The 15,698-nt window shown below is 69.6% G+C and carries 14 protein-coding genes; 8 read left to right on the forward strand and 6 right to left on the reverse strand.

Annotated features, from left to right (window positions below):
• Positions 1-3: 3 nt before the first annotated feature.
• Entirely contained in the window at positions 4-1,215 is a 1,212-nt protein-coding gene (locus ACZ3IC_RS08545) for a pyridoxal phosphate-dependent aminotransferase (protein WP_467413882.1), read from the reverse strand.
• 86 nt (positions 1,216-1,301) lie between these two features.
• On the opposite strand from ACZ3IC_RS08545, the gene ACZ3IC_RS08550 reads away from it, so the two are divergent.
• Complete coding sequence (locus ACZ3IC_RS08550; protein WP_467413884.1) at positions 1,302-2,006, forward strand: winged helix-turn-helix transcriptional regulator; 705 nt, start codon at positions 1,302-1,304, stop codon at positions 2,004-2,006.
• Positions 2,007-2,159: 153 nt separating this feature from the next.
• On the forward strand, positions 2,160-2,654 hold the full coding sequence (locus tag ACZ3IC_RS08555; RefSeq protein WP_467414055.1) for a cupin domain-containing protein: 495 nt from the start codon (positions 2,160-2,162) through the stop codon (positions 2,652-2,654).
• 190 nt (positions 2,655-2,844) lie between these two features.
• Here the strand turns inward: ACZ3IC_RS08555 and ACZ3IC_RS08560 are convergent, their stop codons facing one another.
• Both ACZ3IC_RS08560 and ACZ3IC_RS08565 read right to left on the reverse strand, forming a co-directional pair.
• Positions 2,845-3,741, reverse strand: a complete 897-nt coding sequence (locus tag ACZ3IC_RS08560) for a carbohydrate kinase family protein (protein WP_467413885.1) — start codon at positions 3,739-3,741, stop codon at positions 2,845-2,847.
• Positions 3,738-4,799 carry a pseudouridine-5'-phosphate glycosidase gene (locus tag ACZ3IC_RS08565; protein WP_467413888.1) on the reverse strand — a complete coding sequence of 354 codons (1,062 nt, stop codon included), beginning with the start codon at positions 4,797-4,799 and terminating at the stop codon, positions 3,738-3,740. Before ACZ3IC_RS08565 ends, ACZ3IC_RS08560 begins: the two co-directional genes overlap by 4 nt.
• Before the next feature lie 150 nt (positions 4,800-4,949).
• Here ACZ3IC_RS08565 and ACZ3IC_RS08570 point away from each other — a divergent pair, with 150 nt between their 5' ends.
• Complete coding sequence (locus tag ACZ3IC_RS08570; RefSeq protein ID WP_467413890.1) at positions 4,950-5,312, forward strand: cupin domain-containing protein; 363 nt, start codon at positions 4,950-4,952, stop codon at positions 5,310-5,312.
• Positions 5,313-5,316: 4 nt separating this feature from the next.
• On the opposite strand, the gene ACZ3IC_RS08575 is transcribed toward ACZ3IC_RS08570, so the two are convergent.
• From ACZ3IC_RS08575 to ACZ3IC_RS08585, 3 genes are read right to left on the reverse strand one after another with little or no spacing between them, the layout of a single operon-like run.
• Positions 5,317-6,645, reverse strand: coding sequence for an MFS transporter (locus ACZ3IC_RS08575; RefSeq protein ID WP_467413893.1), 1,329 nt, complete (start codon positions 6,643-6,645; stop codon positions 5,317-5,319).
• Between the two features lie 52 nt (positions 6,646-6,697).
• Positions 6,698-7,240, reverse strand: a complete 543-nt coding sequence (locus ACZ3IC_RS08580; protein WP_467413896.1) for a methylated-DNA--[protein]-cysteine S-methyltransferase — start codon at positions 7,238-7,240, stop codon at positions 6,698-6,700.
• A gap of 59 nt (positions 7,241-7,299) precedes the next feature.
• Complete coding sequence (locus ACZ3IC_RS08585; protein WP_467413898.1) at positions 7,300-8,244, reverse strand: glycerophosphodiester phosphodiesterase; 945 nt, start codon at positions 8,242-8,244, stop codon at positions 7,300-7,302.
• Positions 8,245-8,481: 237 nt separating this feature from the next.
• On the opposite strand from ACZ3IC_RS08585, the gene ACZ3IC_RS08590 reads away from it, so the two are divergent.
• The 5 genes from ACZ3IC_RS08590 to ACZ3IC_RS08610 all read left to right on the forward strand — a co-directional run.
• The gene (locus ACZ3IC_RS08590; RefSeq protein WP_467413901.1) at positions 8,482-9,369 is read left to right on the forward strand and encodes an MHYT domain-containing protein; all 888 of its coding nucleotides are present in this window, start codon (positions 8,482-8,484) and stop codon (positions 9,367-9,369) included.
• A 62-nt stretch (positions 9,370-9,431) separates the two neighbouring features.
• The gene (gene uvrB / locus ACZ3IC_RS08595; protein WP_467413904.1) at positions 9,432-11,552 is read left to right on the forward strand and encodes an excinuclease ABC subunit UvrB; all 2,121 of its coding nucleotides are present in this window, start codon (positions 9,432-9,434) and stop codon (positions 11,550-11,552) included.
• A 133-nt stretch (positions 11,553-11,685) separates the two neighbouring features.
• Positions 11,686-12,264 carry a TerD family protein gene (locus ACZ3IC_RS08600; RefSeq protein WP_096629140.1) on the forward strand — a complete coding sequence of 193 codons (579 nt, stop codon included), beginning with the start codon at positions 11,686-11,688 and terminating at the stop codon, positions 12,262-12,264.
• A 152-nt stretch (positions 12,265-12,416) separates the two neighbouring features.
• Entirely contained in the window at positions 12,417-14,369 is a 1,953-nt protein-coding gene (locus tag ACZ3IC_RS08605) for a TerD family protein (RefSeq protein ID WP_467413908.1), read from the forward strand.
• Positions 14,370-14,632: 263 nt separating this feature from the next.
• Positions 14,633-15,698 (forward strand): TerC family protein (locus ACZ3IC_RS08610; RefSeq protein ID WP_467413909.1); only part of this gene is annotated, 1,066 nt, incomplete at its 3' end.

Here is a 15,698-nt window from a genome sequence, read left to right on the forward strand (position 1 = left end):
CGATCACTGGCGGTATCCGGTCAGGAAGCGGCCGATCCGGCTGATCGCCGCGTCGAGATCGTCAGCGTACGGGAGTGTCAGGATCCGGAAGTGGTCGGGCCGCGACCAGTTGAAGCCCGTGCCCTGCACGACCTGGATCTTCTCCCGCAATAGCAGGTCCAGGACGAACTTCTCGTCGTCGACGATCGGATGCACCTTCGGGTCGATGCGCGGGAACGCGTACAGCGCGCCCTTCGGCTTCACGCACGACACTCCGGGGATCTCGTTCAGCTTCTCCCAGGCCCGGTTGCGCTGTTCGTACAGCCTGCCGCCGGGCACGACCAGTTCCCTGATCGACTGCCGGCCGCCGAGCGCCGCCTGAATGGCGTACTGCGCGGGCGCGTTGGGGCACAGACGCATGGAAGCGAGAGTGGTCAGCCCCTCCAGATAGTTGCGCGCGTGCTGCTGCGGGCCGGAGACCACCATCCAGCCGGAGCGGAAGCCCGCCACGCGGTATGTCTTCGACAGGCCGCTGAAGGTGAGGCAGACCAGATCGGGGGCGAGCAACGCCACGCTGTGGTGCTCGGCGTCGTCGTACAGGATCTGGTCGTAGATCTCGTCCGCGAACACCATCAGGCCGTGCCTGCGTGCCAGATCGAGGATGCCTTCGAGGACCTCGCGCGGATAGACCGCGCCGGTCGGATTGTTCGGATTGATGATCACGACGGCCCTCGTGCGGTCGGTGATCTTCGACGCCATGTCGGCCAGGTCCGGGTTCCAGTCCGAGGCCTCGTCGCAGGTGTAGTGCACGGCCTTGCCGCCCGCGAGGGTCACCACCGCGGTCCACAGCGGATAGTCGGGGGACGGGATGAGCACCTCGTCACCGTCCTCCAGCAGTGCCTGGACGGCCATGGAGATCAGCTCGGAGACGCCGTTGCCGAGGAAGATGTCGTCGACTCCGACGTCCGCCAGGCCCATCGCCTGGTATCGCTGCGCCACCGCCCGGCGGGCGGACAGGATGCCGCGCGAATCGGTGTAGCCGTGGGCCTGCGGGAGCATCCGGATCACGTCCTGGACGACCTCCTCCGGCGCCTCGAAACCGAAGAGTGCCGGGTTGCCCGTGTTGAGGCGGAGCACGCTGTGGCCCGCCTCCTCCAGGGCGTTGGCCTGCTCGATGACCGGGCCCCGGATCTCGTAACAGACCTCGTTGAGCTTGCTGGACTGCCGGAATTCCATGCGGTGGCCTCCCCGACCTGATTGCGATACTTGGTTTTACCAAGCTCAGGCTTGGAAAGTCCAACAACATGTCTAGACTGCGTCGCATGCCACGTCAGCAACAGTCCGCAACCCGCCCGGCCCGTCGCCGGAGTTACGACCAGTTCTGCGCCACCGCACGCTCCCTCGACTCCGTGGGCGACCGGTGGACCCTGCTGATCGTCCGTGAACTGCTGGCGGGCCCCCGCCGCTACACCGACCTCCATGCCGACCTGCCGGGCGTCAGCACGGACGTCCTCGCCTCCCGGCTCAAGGACATGGAGCAGGGCGGCCTGGCCACCCGCCGTAGGCTCCCGCCGCCCGCCGCGGCCTCGGTGTACGAACTGACGGAGCGCGGCCACGGGCTGCTGCCCGTACTTGCCGCGCTCGCCGAGTGGGGCGCGCCCGCGCTCACCGAGCGGCGGCCCACGGATGCGGTGCGGGCGCACTGGTTCGCGCTTCCGCTGCTGCGGGCGCTGGACGGACTGACCCATGCGGGGGTCGTCGAAGTCCACCTGGAAGAGGGCGAGTTCCATGTGCGCGCCGGTGGTGCGGGGGGCGGCAGGGAGAGTGTCGGTACGGCGAGCGCGGCGGCCGGTTCGGCTGTGTACGGGGACGGTCCTGCCGCCCACGCCGACGCCCGTATCGCACTCGACGTCGAGCTCTGCCTGGCGCTCGGGCGGGGTGAGTTGACACTCGCCCAGGCCGTCAAGGACGGCCGTGTCGAGGTGTCGGGCGACGGGCCGCTCGCCGCTGAGCTCCGCGGCGAGTGACCGCCGGATCGCAAGGGTTCCACACGTCAACTCACGGGTAGCGTGAGGATATTTGGGATGTGCGGTCCGGGGTGTCCGGGGCGCTTGCGGGGCGCTGAGGCAGAGGAGTCGCACGTGAGGATCGGCAGACAGCGGGGAGGCCGGGGGCGGCGGATGCGGCAGGGGCAGCCGGCAGGGCGGGGGCGACTCGCCAGGGCCCTGGTCATGGGCGGCTGCGTTGCCGCGCTCGGCTTCGTACCGTCGGCTGCCATCGCCTCACCCGGCAGCGGTGTGAGCGGCACAGTGGTCGCGAAGGGCACCTCGGCGGGGAAGTTGAAGGTGAATACCCCGAACGGCCGCACCGATGTGACCTTCCGGTCCATCACCGTCGAGCCGGGCGGCTCCACCGGTTGGCACACGCACAGCGGTCAGCTGATCGCCGTCGTCAAGTCCGGGACGCTGACGCGCACTCTGGACGACTGCTCGGTCGAGGTGACGCCGGCGGGCTCTTCCTTCATCGAGCCGTCCGGGGCCGATCACCGCCACATCGGACGCAACCTGGGGGCCGAGCCCGTCGTGCTCTGGGTGACCTATCTGCTGCCCGAGGGCAGTGCGCTCTCCGACGATGCCGACGCGGTGGACTGCGACGCGAAGAAGCAGCCCGCGTGACGCTCGTCCGCCGTCGGTGCCGGCCCTCGGTCGGTGAGCGTCTCGTCCACCGGCCCGCGCGGATGCGGTCGTACGGGCCGATGGTCCGCTGCACCCCGCCTGGGCCGGATGGGGGCAGGGAGGGTAGCGGGCCGGTCTCGTCCAGGGACCTGGGTGCGTCGTGTACCGGGGCGGCCGCCTCTGGTAGTGGTCACGGACCGGGGCGGCCCCCCACGGTGGTGACCGCCTCCGCCCCCGACCGGCAGCCCGCCTCCACGGCCGAGGCGTCGTCCGCCCCCGACAGGTGCGCCGCGAGGAAGCCGCCGGTGAACGCGTCGCCCGCGCCCGTCGAGTCCACGGCCCCGCGCACCTGGACGGCCGGAATGTGCCGGGTCACCGCGCCCGCGGCGGCCAGCAGGGCTCCACCCTTGCCGAGCGTGACCACCACCCGGGGCACCTGAAGGCTCAACTTGGCTGCGGCGTCGGCTGGTTCGGGCAGCCTGGTGAGCAGTCGCGCCTCGTCCGCATTGGGCAGCAGCAGATCCACGCCCTCCACGGCTGTCAGGAACCGGTCGACGCCCAGCTCACCGAGGAAGCCGGCCGAAGCCGGGTCGACGCTCACCGGGATCTGCCGCCGCCGGGCTTCCCGCAGGGCGAGCAGGGCCGTCGCCCGGCTCGTCGCGGCGAAGAGAAGGTACCCGGAGAGGTGGAGATGGGCGATGCCGTCGAGCATCGACGGTGACCAGTCGCCGGGGGAGAGGCGGAGCACGGCACCGCTGTCGGTGAGGAAGGTGCGCTCGGCGGCGGAATCGACAAGGGCGACGACCGTGGCGGTCGGTACGTCGTCGTCCACGGCAAGCAGGCAACGCACCCCTGCCCGCCGCAGCGCGTCCCCGTGCCAGGCCGCACTGTCGGCGCCGACCCGGGCCAGCAGCCGTACGTCGCGACATCCCGAACGCGCCGCCCAGCAGGCGACGTTGGCGCCCGCTCCGCCGGGTAGGGTGCGGATGTGCGCCGAGGTGTCCGTACCGTGGATCAGCGCCGTTCCGTGCCGGGCCACCACATCCGTGACCACGTCGCCGATGACGAGAAGGCCGCCGTCGGTCATTGTCCGGCCGCCGGGTTCCGGCGCGGTGTCGCGTCCTGGGCGTTCGGGTGCGTTGCCGTGTCCTGCGCGTTCGGGTGCGCCGCCATGTCCTGCGCCTCCGGGGGCGCTGCTGTGTCCTGCGCGGCGGCCCATGCGCAGGAGATCCGCGCGGCGAGCGACACGTTTCCGCGTACGGCCGCCAGATTGGCCTCCAGTGAAGCGCCCCCGGTGCCCCGCATGAGCTGGTCCAGCAGGAACGGTGTGACTGCCTGGCCCACGACACCGCGCTCCCGGCATGCGGCAAGGGCCTCGGCCAGCACACGGTCGTGGAGCGCGGGATCCAACTGGTCCTCCATGGATACGGGGTTGGCGACGATCAGCGCGGAGACGGGACCGCCGAGCGCGTCCTGGGCCCGCATCACCTCCGCGACCTGCTCGGGCGTCCGCACGGTCCAGTCGACCGGCTCGCCCGAGCTGTTCAGATAGAAGCCGGGGAAGCGGTCGGTGCCGTAGCCGAGCACTCCGACACCGAGCGTCTCCAGTCGCTGCAGCGTGGCGGGGACGTCCAGGATCGATTTCACCCCTGCGCACACCACGGTGATGCCGGTCCGCGCGAGGAGTCGGAGGTCCGCGGATTCGTCCTGGGTCTGTGTCCATTTCCGGTGTACGCCGCCGAGGCCGCCCGTCGCGAAGACGCGCAGGCCCGCGTGTGCGGCCAGGAACGCCGTCGCGGACACGGTCGTCGCCCCGATCGCGCCCGTCGCCAGGGCGGGCGCGAGGTCCCGGTGTCCCAGCTTCCGCATCGCCGGGTCTGCGGCGACCCGCCCCAACTGGGCTTTGTCCAGGCCGATGTGGGCCCGTCCGTCGAGTACGGCGATCGTGGCGGGCACTGCGCCCGCGGACCGTACGATTCCTTCGAGTTCCTCGGCGACCTGCAGATTGCGGGGGCGTGGCAGACCATGGGCGATGATCGTCGACTCCAGGGCCACGACGGGGTGGTGCGCGGCGAGGGCCGCCTGTACCTCGGTGGAGAGGACAGGGGTGTAGGGGTGTGTGCCGTGCGACGAAGTCAGTGACATGTTCACATCCCTGTCGCGGGTGCAGCGGCCTCAAACGTGTGGCCGGGACACCGGCCGGATCACCCGTCTCCTCCGCTCACCCGTCCCCTCCACATGTTCTCCCGGTCGTGATGCCGAGTCGCCTCGAAGCGGTCGCTAGGGTGACCGGTCATGAACATACTCGATCAAGCTCCCGCCTCGTTTGCCGTGCACATTCCGGATGCCGAACTGGAACCGGAACCGCTCGACCCCGCACAGATCGTCTCGGGCGAGCCCGTGGTGACCGGCAAGGTGCTCTGGGAGTCGCCCGACGGCAAGCAGGTGCGCGGGATCTGGCAGATCACGCCGGGCGTGGTCACCGACACGGAGGCCAACGAGCTGTTCGTGGTCGTCAGCGGGCGCGCGACCGTGGCGGTCGAGGGCGGGGCGACGCTGGAGATCGGGCCGGGGGACGTCTGTGTGCTGCGCGAGGGCGACCGTACGACGTGGACCGTGCACGAGACGCTGCGCAAGGCGTACCACATCAGCCTCTGAAGTCTCAGAGCCTGTCGGGTGAGGCGGGCGCAGCAGTCGCGGCCGGCCGGGTGAGCGCTCGGCGCAGTGCCAGCGCCGCCATCGGCAGCAGCAGGCATGCTCCGACCACGTTCAGCCAGCCGTAGCTCGCCCGGGCTACGATGACCCCGGCGATCGCACCGCCGATGCCCGCTGCCGTGTTCATGGTCAGGTCCGACAGACCCTGCACGGCGGCGCGGGCGGGCTGCGGTACGGAGTCGGTGAGCAGCGCCGAACCGGCGACCAGCCCGGCCGACCAGCCGAGCCCGAGCAGGAACAGACCTGCCGCCGTCTGGCCATGGCTGGGGCCCGCGGTGCCGGCCAGAAGTGCGGCGCAGGAGAGCAGCCCGACCGCCAGACCGATCACGGCGAGTCGGCCGAAGCGGTCCGACAGCCAGCCCATCACCGGGGAGAACGCGTACATACCCGCGATGTGGCCGCTGATGACCAGGCCGATCAGCTGGAGTCCGGCGCCGTGATGCCCCAGATCGACCGGGGTCATCACCATGATCGAGACCATCACGGTGTGCGATACGGCCACCGTCACCAGCGCGAGCCGTGCCATCGCGGACGCCCGAACGGCCGCGATGCCGGCACGCAGCGAACGGCCTGCGGGGGACTCGTCGTCCTGCGGCGCCAGCGCCCGCGCGGTGAGCAGCGGGTCCGGCCGCAGCAGCACCCCGACCACGACGGCGGCCAGCAGAAAGATTCCGGCCGCGAAGAGGAACGGGCCGGCCTTCTCGGATATTGGGGTACCGCGGAAGACTTGTCCCACCGGGGCCGCGATGTTCGGCCCGAGAACCGAACCGATCGTCGTGGCCCAGATGACGTTGGAGATCGCCCGGCCGCGCCGGTCGGGTTCGACGAGATCCGCGGCGGCGAACCGGGCCTGCAGATTGGCCGAGGAACCAGCACCGAACCCGGCCATGCCGAGCAGCAGCAGCGGGAAGCTCTCCACGACAGTGGCCAGGACCACGAGTCCTGCGCCGAGCGCACCGATCAGATACGCCAGTACGAGACCGGGGCGCCGACCGCGCGAGGTCATCACCGCGGCCAGCGGAAGTGAAAGCAGTGCGGTACCCGCCACCGATGCGGTCGGGGCCAGCCCGGACAGCGCTTCGGAGCCGCTCACCTCCGTGGCCAGGACCGGGGCCAGGGCAATACCGATGGGTACGCCGAGGCCGCCGAGTATCTGGCTGGCTATCAGCACCGCGGACGTTCTGCGGCGCAGTCCGGGCAGCTCGGCCGCCGTGACCCGGTGCGCGGGGTGGCCGGGTCCGGTGGGGATATCAGGTGCATCGAAGGTGTTGGTCACTGACGCAGTGTGCCAGCCCGTACACAGGTACGAAACCCGGTCCGGACCCGACTCAGAACAGCGGCTGGGGCAGCACACCCTCCAGAGCCAACAGCTTCCGCTTGGTTTCGAGACCACCGCTGAACCCGCCGAGTCCGCCGTCGCTCTCCACCACCCGATGGCACGGCACCACCACCGGCAGCGGATTGGACCCCATGGCCGCCCCGACCGCCTGCGCCGCCCCCGGCTGCCCCACGCGCTCGGCGAGGTCCCCGTATCCGACGACCGCCCCGTACGCCACCCCCGCCGCCAGCTCACGGAGTACCTGGCGGTTGAAGCCGGATGTCAGCGACCAGTCCAGGTCGAGCGAGAACTCCCGCAACGATCCCGCGAAATACGCTGCGAGCTGGCGTATCGGCTCGGCGAGCCGTGCGGAGCCGGGACTGTCCACCGGCTCTGCACCGAGTCGGGTCCGCAACTGCCCGATCGCCTTCTCCCGCACCTGGGGGCGGGCGTGGAAGACCACGCTCACCAGCCCCGCGTCGGTCGCGGCGAGCAGCAGCGGGCCGATGTCGCTCTCGATGACGGCCCACTCGACAACGCCGTTGCTGTTCATGGGAACCACCGTACGGCCGGCCACTGACAACGGGCCGCGGAGACGGGGCGGCCGAGGTGTCAGCCCGTGGCCTCGCGCACCACATCCGGGTAGTTGGTGATGATCCCGTCGACGCCGAAGCCCGCCACCTTCGCCGCCGTCGCAGCGTCGTTGACCGTCCAGGTGTTGACCTGGAGCTTCTTGCCGTGTGCGCCCTTCAGAGCGTGTACCGCCTCCACGTAGTCGGCGGAGACGGACGTGTGAGAGGGGTTGATCTGGTCGGTGAACGCCGCGTACGAGGGCAGATCGGCCACCGAGGGGGTGCCGAGGAAGCCGGTCGTGACGTCCGGACGCTGCTCGTGCACCTTCTTCATGCTGTCCGCGCCGAAGCTCTGGATGACGAGCCTGTGCTTGACGTGGTTGCGGTCGAGCCAGCCCTCCTCGCGGAGCACCCGCAGGGTCTCCTTCTCGATGCCCGGGTAGGTCTCCGGGCTCTTGATCTCCAGCAGCAGCTTCTGGTGATTGCGCTCGACCCGGTTCAGGTACTGCTCGAGGGTGGGCACCCGGGCACCGGCGAACTGCGGGCCGAACCAACTGCCCGCGTCCAGCTGGGCGATCTCGGCGGCCGTGAAGTCCTTGACCGCCCACGGAGCGCGGTCCGGGAAGACCTCTTCGACGTTGGTGGTCCGCTTCAGGTTGGTGTCGTGCATGACCACCAGTTCACCGTCCTTGGTGAGCTGGACATCGTTCTCCACCCAGTCGATGCCGAGGGCGTCGGCCTTGTCGACAGCGGCCAGGGTGTTCTCCGGCGCATAGGCCGAAGCGCCCCGGTGGGCGAAGACGACCGGGGCGTCCGACTTCTTGTGCTCGGTCTGAGCGCTCACGGTCTGGACGCCCGTGACCGTTCCTGTACCCGTGCCCCCGGCCGTGGCCGCGGCCTGCGCATCGGTGGTGGTCGACATCAGCAACGCGCCAGCACCCATGAGAGCGGCGGCCACGGCGGCGGTTGCGTTACGTGCGTACACGTGTGCTCCTTGTTCAGAGAAACGTACGGGCTGAGAGTGGCAGCCGTCTGCCAACGAGGGACAGGCGAAGGATGGCCATAACGTGAACACTGCTGCTGAGGCCGGGGCACGGGTGTGTGAGACCGGGGGGAACGGGCCGAATTCCCCGTCGGTAAAATGCAGCTCTTCTGTTTGTCTGCCGGGCCTCGCGCCTTAGGGTCACCTCCGAACCCGGGCTTCCGCGAAGGGCGTACGAGCATGCAGGGCACGATCGACGGTTTCAGCTACGGAGCGGTGACGCCCATCGCGGCCTTCCTCATGGCCTGCCTCGGCGCGGCCCTCGGGCTGCGCTGCACGGCCCGTTCGCTGCGAACCGAGCGTTCCTTCAAGGCCGGCTGGCTGGCTCTGGGCGCGACCTCCATAGGCTCCGGCATCTGGACGATGCACTTCATCGCGATGATGGGCTTCTCCGTCGAAGGGGTGGTCATCGACTACGACAAGCCGATCACGTTCGCCAGCCTCGCGGTCGCGATCGGCATGGTCGCCATCGGCATCTTCATCGTCGGATACCGGGGCGCCACCCGTATGGCACTGGTGACGGGCGGCACCATCACCGGACTCGGCGTGGCCACCATGCACTACCTGGGCATGGCCGGAATGCGCCTTGCGGGACAGCTCGAGTACGAAACGGTCACCGTGGCACTCTCTGTCGTCATCGCCGTCGTGGCCGCCACGACCGCGCTCTGGGCGGCCGTCTCCATCCAGGGCTTTCTGCCCAGCCTCGGCGCCAGCGTCGTGATGGCCGTCGCGGTCAGCGGCATGCACTACACGGGCATGGCGGCGCTCAGTGTCCATCTGCACCCCGGCGCCCTCTCCGGCACCGCTGCGGCCGACGGGCCGACCGCCCCCCTCGTACCGCTGCTGATCGGCCCCGGCTGCTTCCTGCTCCTTGCCGCGGTGGTCGTGATGTTCGACCCCCTGATGGTGATGGGCACCCCGGACTGGGACGACCCCAAGGCCAGGAACGGTGCCGGACGACAACCCGGAATCCCGGCCCGGCGGCAGGTGCCGCGGTTCGGAACACATGCCGACCCCGCGTCGTTCCACTCCCGGCCGCGCGATCCCGCGCCGCCGGGAGAATGGTGACCCCGGTCCGGCACGACGGCTGACCCGGCCCGGTTGTCAGTGGTGGGTCGTACGGTGGTGGCATGCGGCCCGTTTCGAAGATCGAACGTTCGGTGGCGCCTTTCGAGGTCGTCAGTCCCTACCAGCCCAGCGGCGACCAGCCCGCGGCCATCGCCGAGCTGGAGCGGCGCATCCGCGCGGACGAGAAGGATGTCGTCCTGCTCGGCGCGACCGGCACCGGCAAGTCGGCGACCACCGCCTGGATGATCGAGAAACTTCAGCGCCCCACGCTCGTCATGGCGCCGAACAAAACGCTCGCGGCCCAGCTGGCGAACGAGTTCCGCGAACTGCTGCCCAACAACGCCGTCGAGTACTTCGTCTCCTACTACGACTACTACCAGCCCGAGGCGTACGTCCCGCAGTCGGACACCTACATCGAGAAGGACTCCTCGATCAACGAGGAGGTGGAGCGGCTGCGCCACTCCGCGACGAATTCACTGCTCACCCGGCGCGATGTCGTCGTGGTCGCCTCCGTCTCCTGCATCTACGGCCTCGGTACGCCCCAGGAGTACGTGGACCGGATGGTCCAGCTCAAGGTCGGCGACGAGATCGACCGCGACCAGCTGCTGCGCCGCTTCGTCGAGATCCAGTACAGCCGCAACGACCTCGCGTTCACCCGTGGCACCTTCCGGGTCCGCGGCGACACCATCGAGATCTTCCCGGTCTACGAGGAGCTCGCCGTCCGCATCGAGATGTTCGGCGACGAGATCGAGGCGCTCTCCACCCTCCACCCGCTCACCGGCGAGGTCATCAGCGAGGACCAGTCCCTTCACGTCTTCCCCGCCAGCCACTACGTCGCGGGCCCCGAGCGCATGGAGAAGGCGGTCGACGGCATCGAGCGGGAGCTGGAACAGCGCCTCGCCGATCTGGAGAAGCAGGGCAAGATGCTGGAGGCCCAGCGGCTGCGGATGCGCACCACGTACGACATCGAGATGCTCCGGCAGATCGGTACCTGCTCCGGCGTCGAGAACTACTCGATGCACTTCGACGGCCGCTCACCCGGCACCGCCCCCAACACCCTCCTCGACTACTTCCCCGAGGACTTCCTCCTCGTCCTCGACGAGTCGCATGTCACCGTGCCGCAGATCGGCGCGATGTACGAGGGCGACGCCTCCCGCAAGCGGACCCTCGTCGACCACGGCTTCCGGCTGCCCTCCGCGCTCGACAACCGCCCGCTGAAGTGGGAAGAGTTCCTGAGCCGGATCAACCAGACCGTCTATCTCTCCGCCACACCCGGGAAGTACGAGCTCTCCCGGGGCGACGGCTTCGTGGAGCAGATCATCCGCCCCACCGGCCTCGTCGACCCGGAGGTCGTCGTCAAGCCCACCGAGGGCCAGATCGACGACCTGGTGCACGAGATCCGCACGCGCGCCGAGAAGGACGAGCGGGTCCTGGTCACCACCCTCACCAAGAAGATGGCCGAGGACCTCACCGACTACTTCCTGGAGCTCGGCATCCAGGTCCGCTATCTGCACAGCGACGTCGACACCCTGCGCCGCATCGAGCTGCTGCGCGAGCTGCGCTCCGGCGAGTACGACGTACTGGTCGGCATCAACCTCCTGCGCGAGGGCCTCGACCTGCCCGAGGTATCGCTCGTCGCCATCCTCGACGCGGACAAGCAGGGCTTCCTGCGCTCCGGGACGTCCCTGATCCAGACCATCGGGCGCGCCGCCCGTAACGTGTCGGGACAGGTCCATATGTACGCGGACAAGATCACCCCGGCGATGGCACAGGCCATCGACGAGACCAATCGCCGCCGCGAGAAGCAGATCGCCTACAACACCGAGCGCGGCCTCGATCCGCAGCCACTGCGCAAGAAGATCAACGACATCGTCGCCACGATCGCCCGCGAGGAGGTCGACACCGAGCAACTGCTCGGCACCGGCTACCGCCGGACGAAGGGCGCCAAGGCCCCCGTTCCCACGCTGGGCAGTCAGACAGCCGGTTCCAGGAAGGCCGGGGGCGACGCTGCGGTGGTCACCGACCGGCCCGCCACCGAACTCGCCGGAATCATCGAGGAGATGACCGACCGGATGCGGGCGGCCGCCGCGGACCTGCAGTTCGAGGTGGCGGCCCGACTGCGTGACGAGGTCGGTGAGTTGAAGAAGGAGTTGCGCCAGATGCGAGAGGCGGGTCTCGCCTGACCCCGTCGCACCTGGTGTGTTGCAGGACCGACACAAAAACACCCTCAAGCGGCCGCGTCCTCGGCGCGACTGCGTAGGGTGCTTTCAAAACCGCGCACGGACGGTTGCGGGGCAAGCGGAGAGGGGACAGCGCGTGACGGTCAATATGACCAAGGGTCAGGCCATCAGCCTGCAGAAGAGCGACGGGGGGACCCTGACCGCGGTACGGATGGGGCTCGGCTGGCAGGCGGCGCCGCGCCGCGGCCTGTTCGGATCGCGTACGCGGGAGATCGACCTCGACGCGTCGGCGGTGCTGTTCGCCGACAAGCAGCCGGTCGATGTGGTCTTTTTCCGCCACCTCGTCAGTGACGACGGCTCGGTCAAGCACACCGGGGACAACCTGGTCGGCGGCGCCGGTTCCGGCGGCGACGACGAGGCGATCCTCGTCGATCTGCAGCGGGTGCCGGTCCACATCGACCAGATCGTCTTCACGGTGAACTCCTTCACCGGCCAGACGTTCCAGGAGGTGCAGAACGCCTTCTGCCGCATCGTCGACGAGACCAACGGCCAGGAGCTCGCCCGCTACACGCTGGACGGCGGCGGGCAGTACACCGCGCAGATCATGGCGAAGGTGCATCGTGCGGGGAGCGGCTGGCAGATGACCGCCCTCGGCAACCCGGCCAACGGCCGTACCTTCCAGGACCTGATGCCGTCGATCCTGCCGCACCTGTAGGCACGGCCGGACAGCCGGCCGGTATCGGTACGCGCAGCTCCCGGAGGCATTGGCCGCCGGGAGCTGCACCACATGGCGCCGCACCGCGCCGCGCCGCACCGCACAACCCAGCACCGCACCACGCAGCGGTAACTCATCGAGGGGACAGGGCAATGACGGCCGAGCTGGTCCGGGGGCAGAACCACACCTTGCCCCAGACCCGTCTGGAGATCCGGGTATCGGCCGGCACGCCCGTCGTGGCCGGTGCCACGCTCGGCGACGAGAACGGCACGGTGCACGGCACCGAGTGGGTCGCGCACCCGGGATCGCCCCAGCTGCCCGGGCTCGAAGTGTCCAGGCAGGCCGCCGCCGACCACCGGCTCGCCGTGGACCTCGATGCCCTGCCCGCCTCGGTGCACCGCGTCACCGTGCTGCTGGCCCTGCCCACGGGAGTCGGTGGCCCGGTCCGGTTCGGCGGGGTCGCCTCACCGTTCGTCGCCGTCACCGGGCTCGAAGGCACCGAGATAGCCACCTTCACCCTCACCGGCCTGGACACCGAGTCCGCGGTCACCGCCCTGGAGCTCTACCGCCGCCAGGGCGCCTGGAAGGTCCGCGCCGTAGGTCAGGGCTACGCGGGCGGCCTCACCGCCATGCTCGCCGACCAGGGTCTGACGCACGCGGCCGAACTGGCCCACTCGATCCAGGACGCGGTCGCCCGTGCGATGGCCCGATCGGTCTCACCGCCCCCGCCGCGGACCCCGGACGCCGACCGGGTCGGTCACGGCGCGGGCCCCGTACCGCCCTCGGACGGTCATGGTTCTGCCGCCCGGCCCCCGGCGGCCGCCCAGCCTCCCGAGCCGCTCACGGAGCCCACCACCGCACCGTCCATGGCTACGACGGGCGGGCCCATCGACTACGCGCACCCACGCCGTCAGGCCTCCGCACCCCCGCCGCCTCCTCCCGCCGCGCCGCCCGCCGAGCCGGGCAGCCCCGTCCGGCCCGTCGCCGGAGACGCGACCGGCTGGTCCATGGAGGAGCGCCTCTACAACCAGATCTGGGGCATGTTCGAGGACCTGGCCCGCACCACCGCCGCGTACCGCAGCGCCGTCGACTTCGCCGAGTCACGCATGGACCAGGAGCTCGACCGGACCCTGTCCGACCCGCGCAACCGAATCGGCGGCGCGGGCGACCGGGCCCGCGAACACGCGCGTGCCAAGCGCGACGAGCTGACCGCCCGGGCCCGCGAGGTCCTCGATCGCGACCTCGCCCAGCTCGCCGCCGAGTGCGCCGTCGTGGAACCCGCACTCCCCGCCGCGTACGCGGGGTGGGACAACCCCGTCTGGCACGCCCACCACGTTCCGATGGAGATCCCCATGGCGCTGCGCATCGGCGACCTTCATCTGCCCGAGAGCCCCGACCTGCGCATCCCTCTGTTGGTCCGACTGCCGTTGGAGCGCGGCATCTGGGTCGACAGCGGCCGTACGGCGTCCGAGGCCGCGGTCCTGATGGACACCGCCCAGCTGCGCCGCCTGGCCGTGGAGAACGCGGTCGCGCACGCGGCCCGACTGCTGGCCGTCTACCCGGCCGACGAGTTCTCCGTCCATGTCATCGACCCTGCGGGCTCGGCGGCCGGAGCGCTCGCGCCCCTGGTCGAATCCGGGGCCCTCGCCGGGCCGCCCGCCGCCGGACCCGGGGGAGTGGCCTCGGTCCTCGCCCGGCTCACCCGGCGCGTCGATCTGGTGCAGATGGCGATCCGGGCCGGCGCCGCCGATTCGCTGCCGCCGGACCTGGACACGGGCGAGCAGCTGCTGATCGTCAACGATTTCCCGCACGGCTTCGACGACCGGGCCGTCACCCAGCTGCGCTACCTCGCCGACGAGGGGCCCTCGGTCGGCGTCCATCTGCTGATGGTTGCGGACCGCGAGGACGCCGGCGCGTACGGTCCGGTGCTCGACCCGCTGTGGCGCTCGCTGCTCAGGATCACCCCGGTCGCCGACGATCACCTGGCCGATCCCTGGGTGGGCCACGCCTGGACGTACGAGCCACTGAGGATGCCGCCCGGCAGTCGGGTCCTTGAGCAGGTGCTCGCCAGGGTGGCTGCGGCCCGTCGCCCCCGGCGCCCCTGAGCCGTGAAGCGGCGGTAGCTACCTCCCACCGCCTCCGACCTGCTCTTTTGAAAGATCTTTACCCTCTTCTTTACCTTTCCTTGGTTCTCCCTGTACTGTTCTTTGGGCGGAGGGGAGTACTCCATACGCGGCGTTCCCGTCAATACGGACTGTGACCGGTCCCGGGGCGTCGGCCCGCGGTGCGCAGTCCGTGCGCCCGGGTGGAAGAGACCTCCGGCAGCGACGACGCTGATCAGTAGCCGTAGCGAACTGCCGGAGGCGCAGTGGACGTTTCAGGGACCGTCTGGGTGCTGACCATTCTTGGTCTGTCAGCCCTTATTGCCATCGACTTCTTCATCGGGCGCAAACCCCATGACGTGTCGACCAAGGAAGCCGGGATCTGGACGATCGTCTGGATCGCGCTGGCCGTGCTCTTCGGACTCGGCCTGCTGATCTTCGGTGGGAGTCAGGCAGCGGGCGAGTACTTCGCCGGCTACATCACCGAGAAGTCGCTCAGCGTCGACAACCTCTTCGTCTTCGTCCTGATCATGGCGAAGTTCTCAGTCCCCTCCCACCTCCAGCAACGGGTGCTGCTCGTCGGCGTGCTGATTGCGCTGGTGCTGCGAGCGATATTCATCGCCGCCGGTGCCGCCGTCATCGCCAACTTCTCGTGGGTCTTCTACATCTTCGGCGCGTTCCTGATCTACACCGCCTGGAAGCTCATCCAGGAGGCGCGGGCCGACGAGGAAGAGGAGTTCGAGGAGAACCGTCTTCTCAAGACGATCGAGCGCCGCTTCGGGGTCGCGGACCGGTACCACGGCACCAAGCTCTTCATCCGGATCAACGGCAAGCGCGTCCTGACGCCACTGATGATCGTCATGCTCGCCATCGGCACCACCGATGTGCTGTTCGCCCTGGACTCCATCCCTGCGATCTTCGGCCTGACCCAGGACCCGTACATCGTCTTCACCGCCAACGCCTTCGCCCTGATGGGCCTGCGTCAGCTGTACTTCCTGATCGGGGGTCTGCTGAAGAAGCTGGTCCACCTCAGCTACGGCCTCTCGGTCATCCTCGGCTTCATCGGCGTGAAGCTGGTGCTGCACGCGCTGCATGAGTCCGGGGTGCACGTCCCCGAGATCTCCATCCCGGTCTCGCTCGGCGTCATCTGCGGCGTGCTGGTGATCACCACGATCACCAGCCTCATCGCCAACAAGAAGCAGGAGCAGGCCGAGGCTGCGGCCGAGGCCACGGACAAGGCCACGGACAAGGCCACGGACAAGGCCACGGACAAGGCCACGGACAAGGCCACGGACAAGGCCACGGACAAGGCCACGGACAAGGCCACGGACA

The sequence above is a fragment of the Streptomyces sp. NPDC002958 genome, assembly GCF_055563255.1.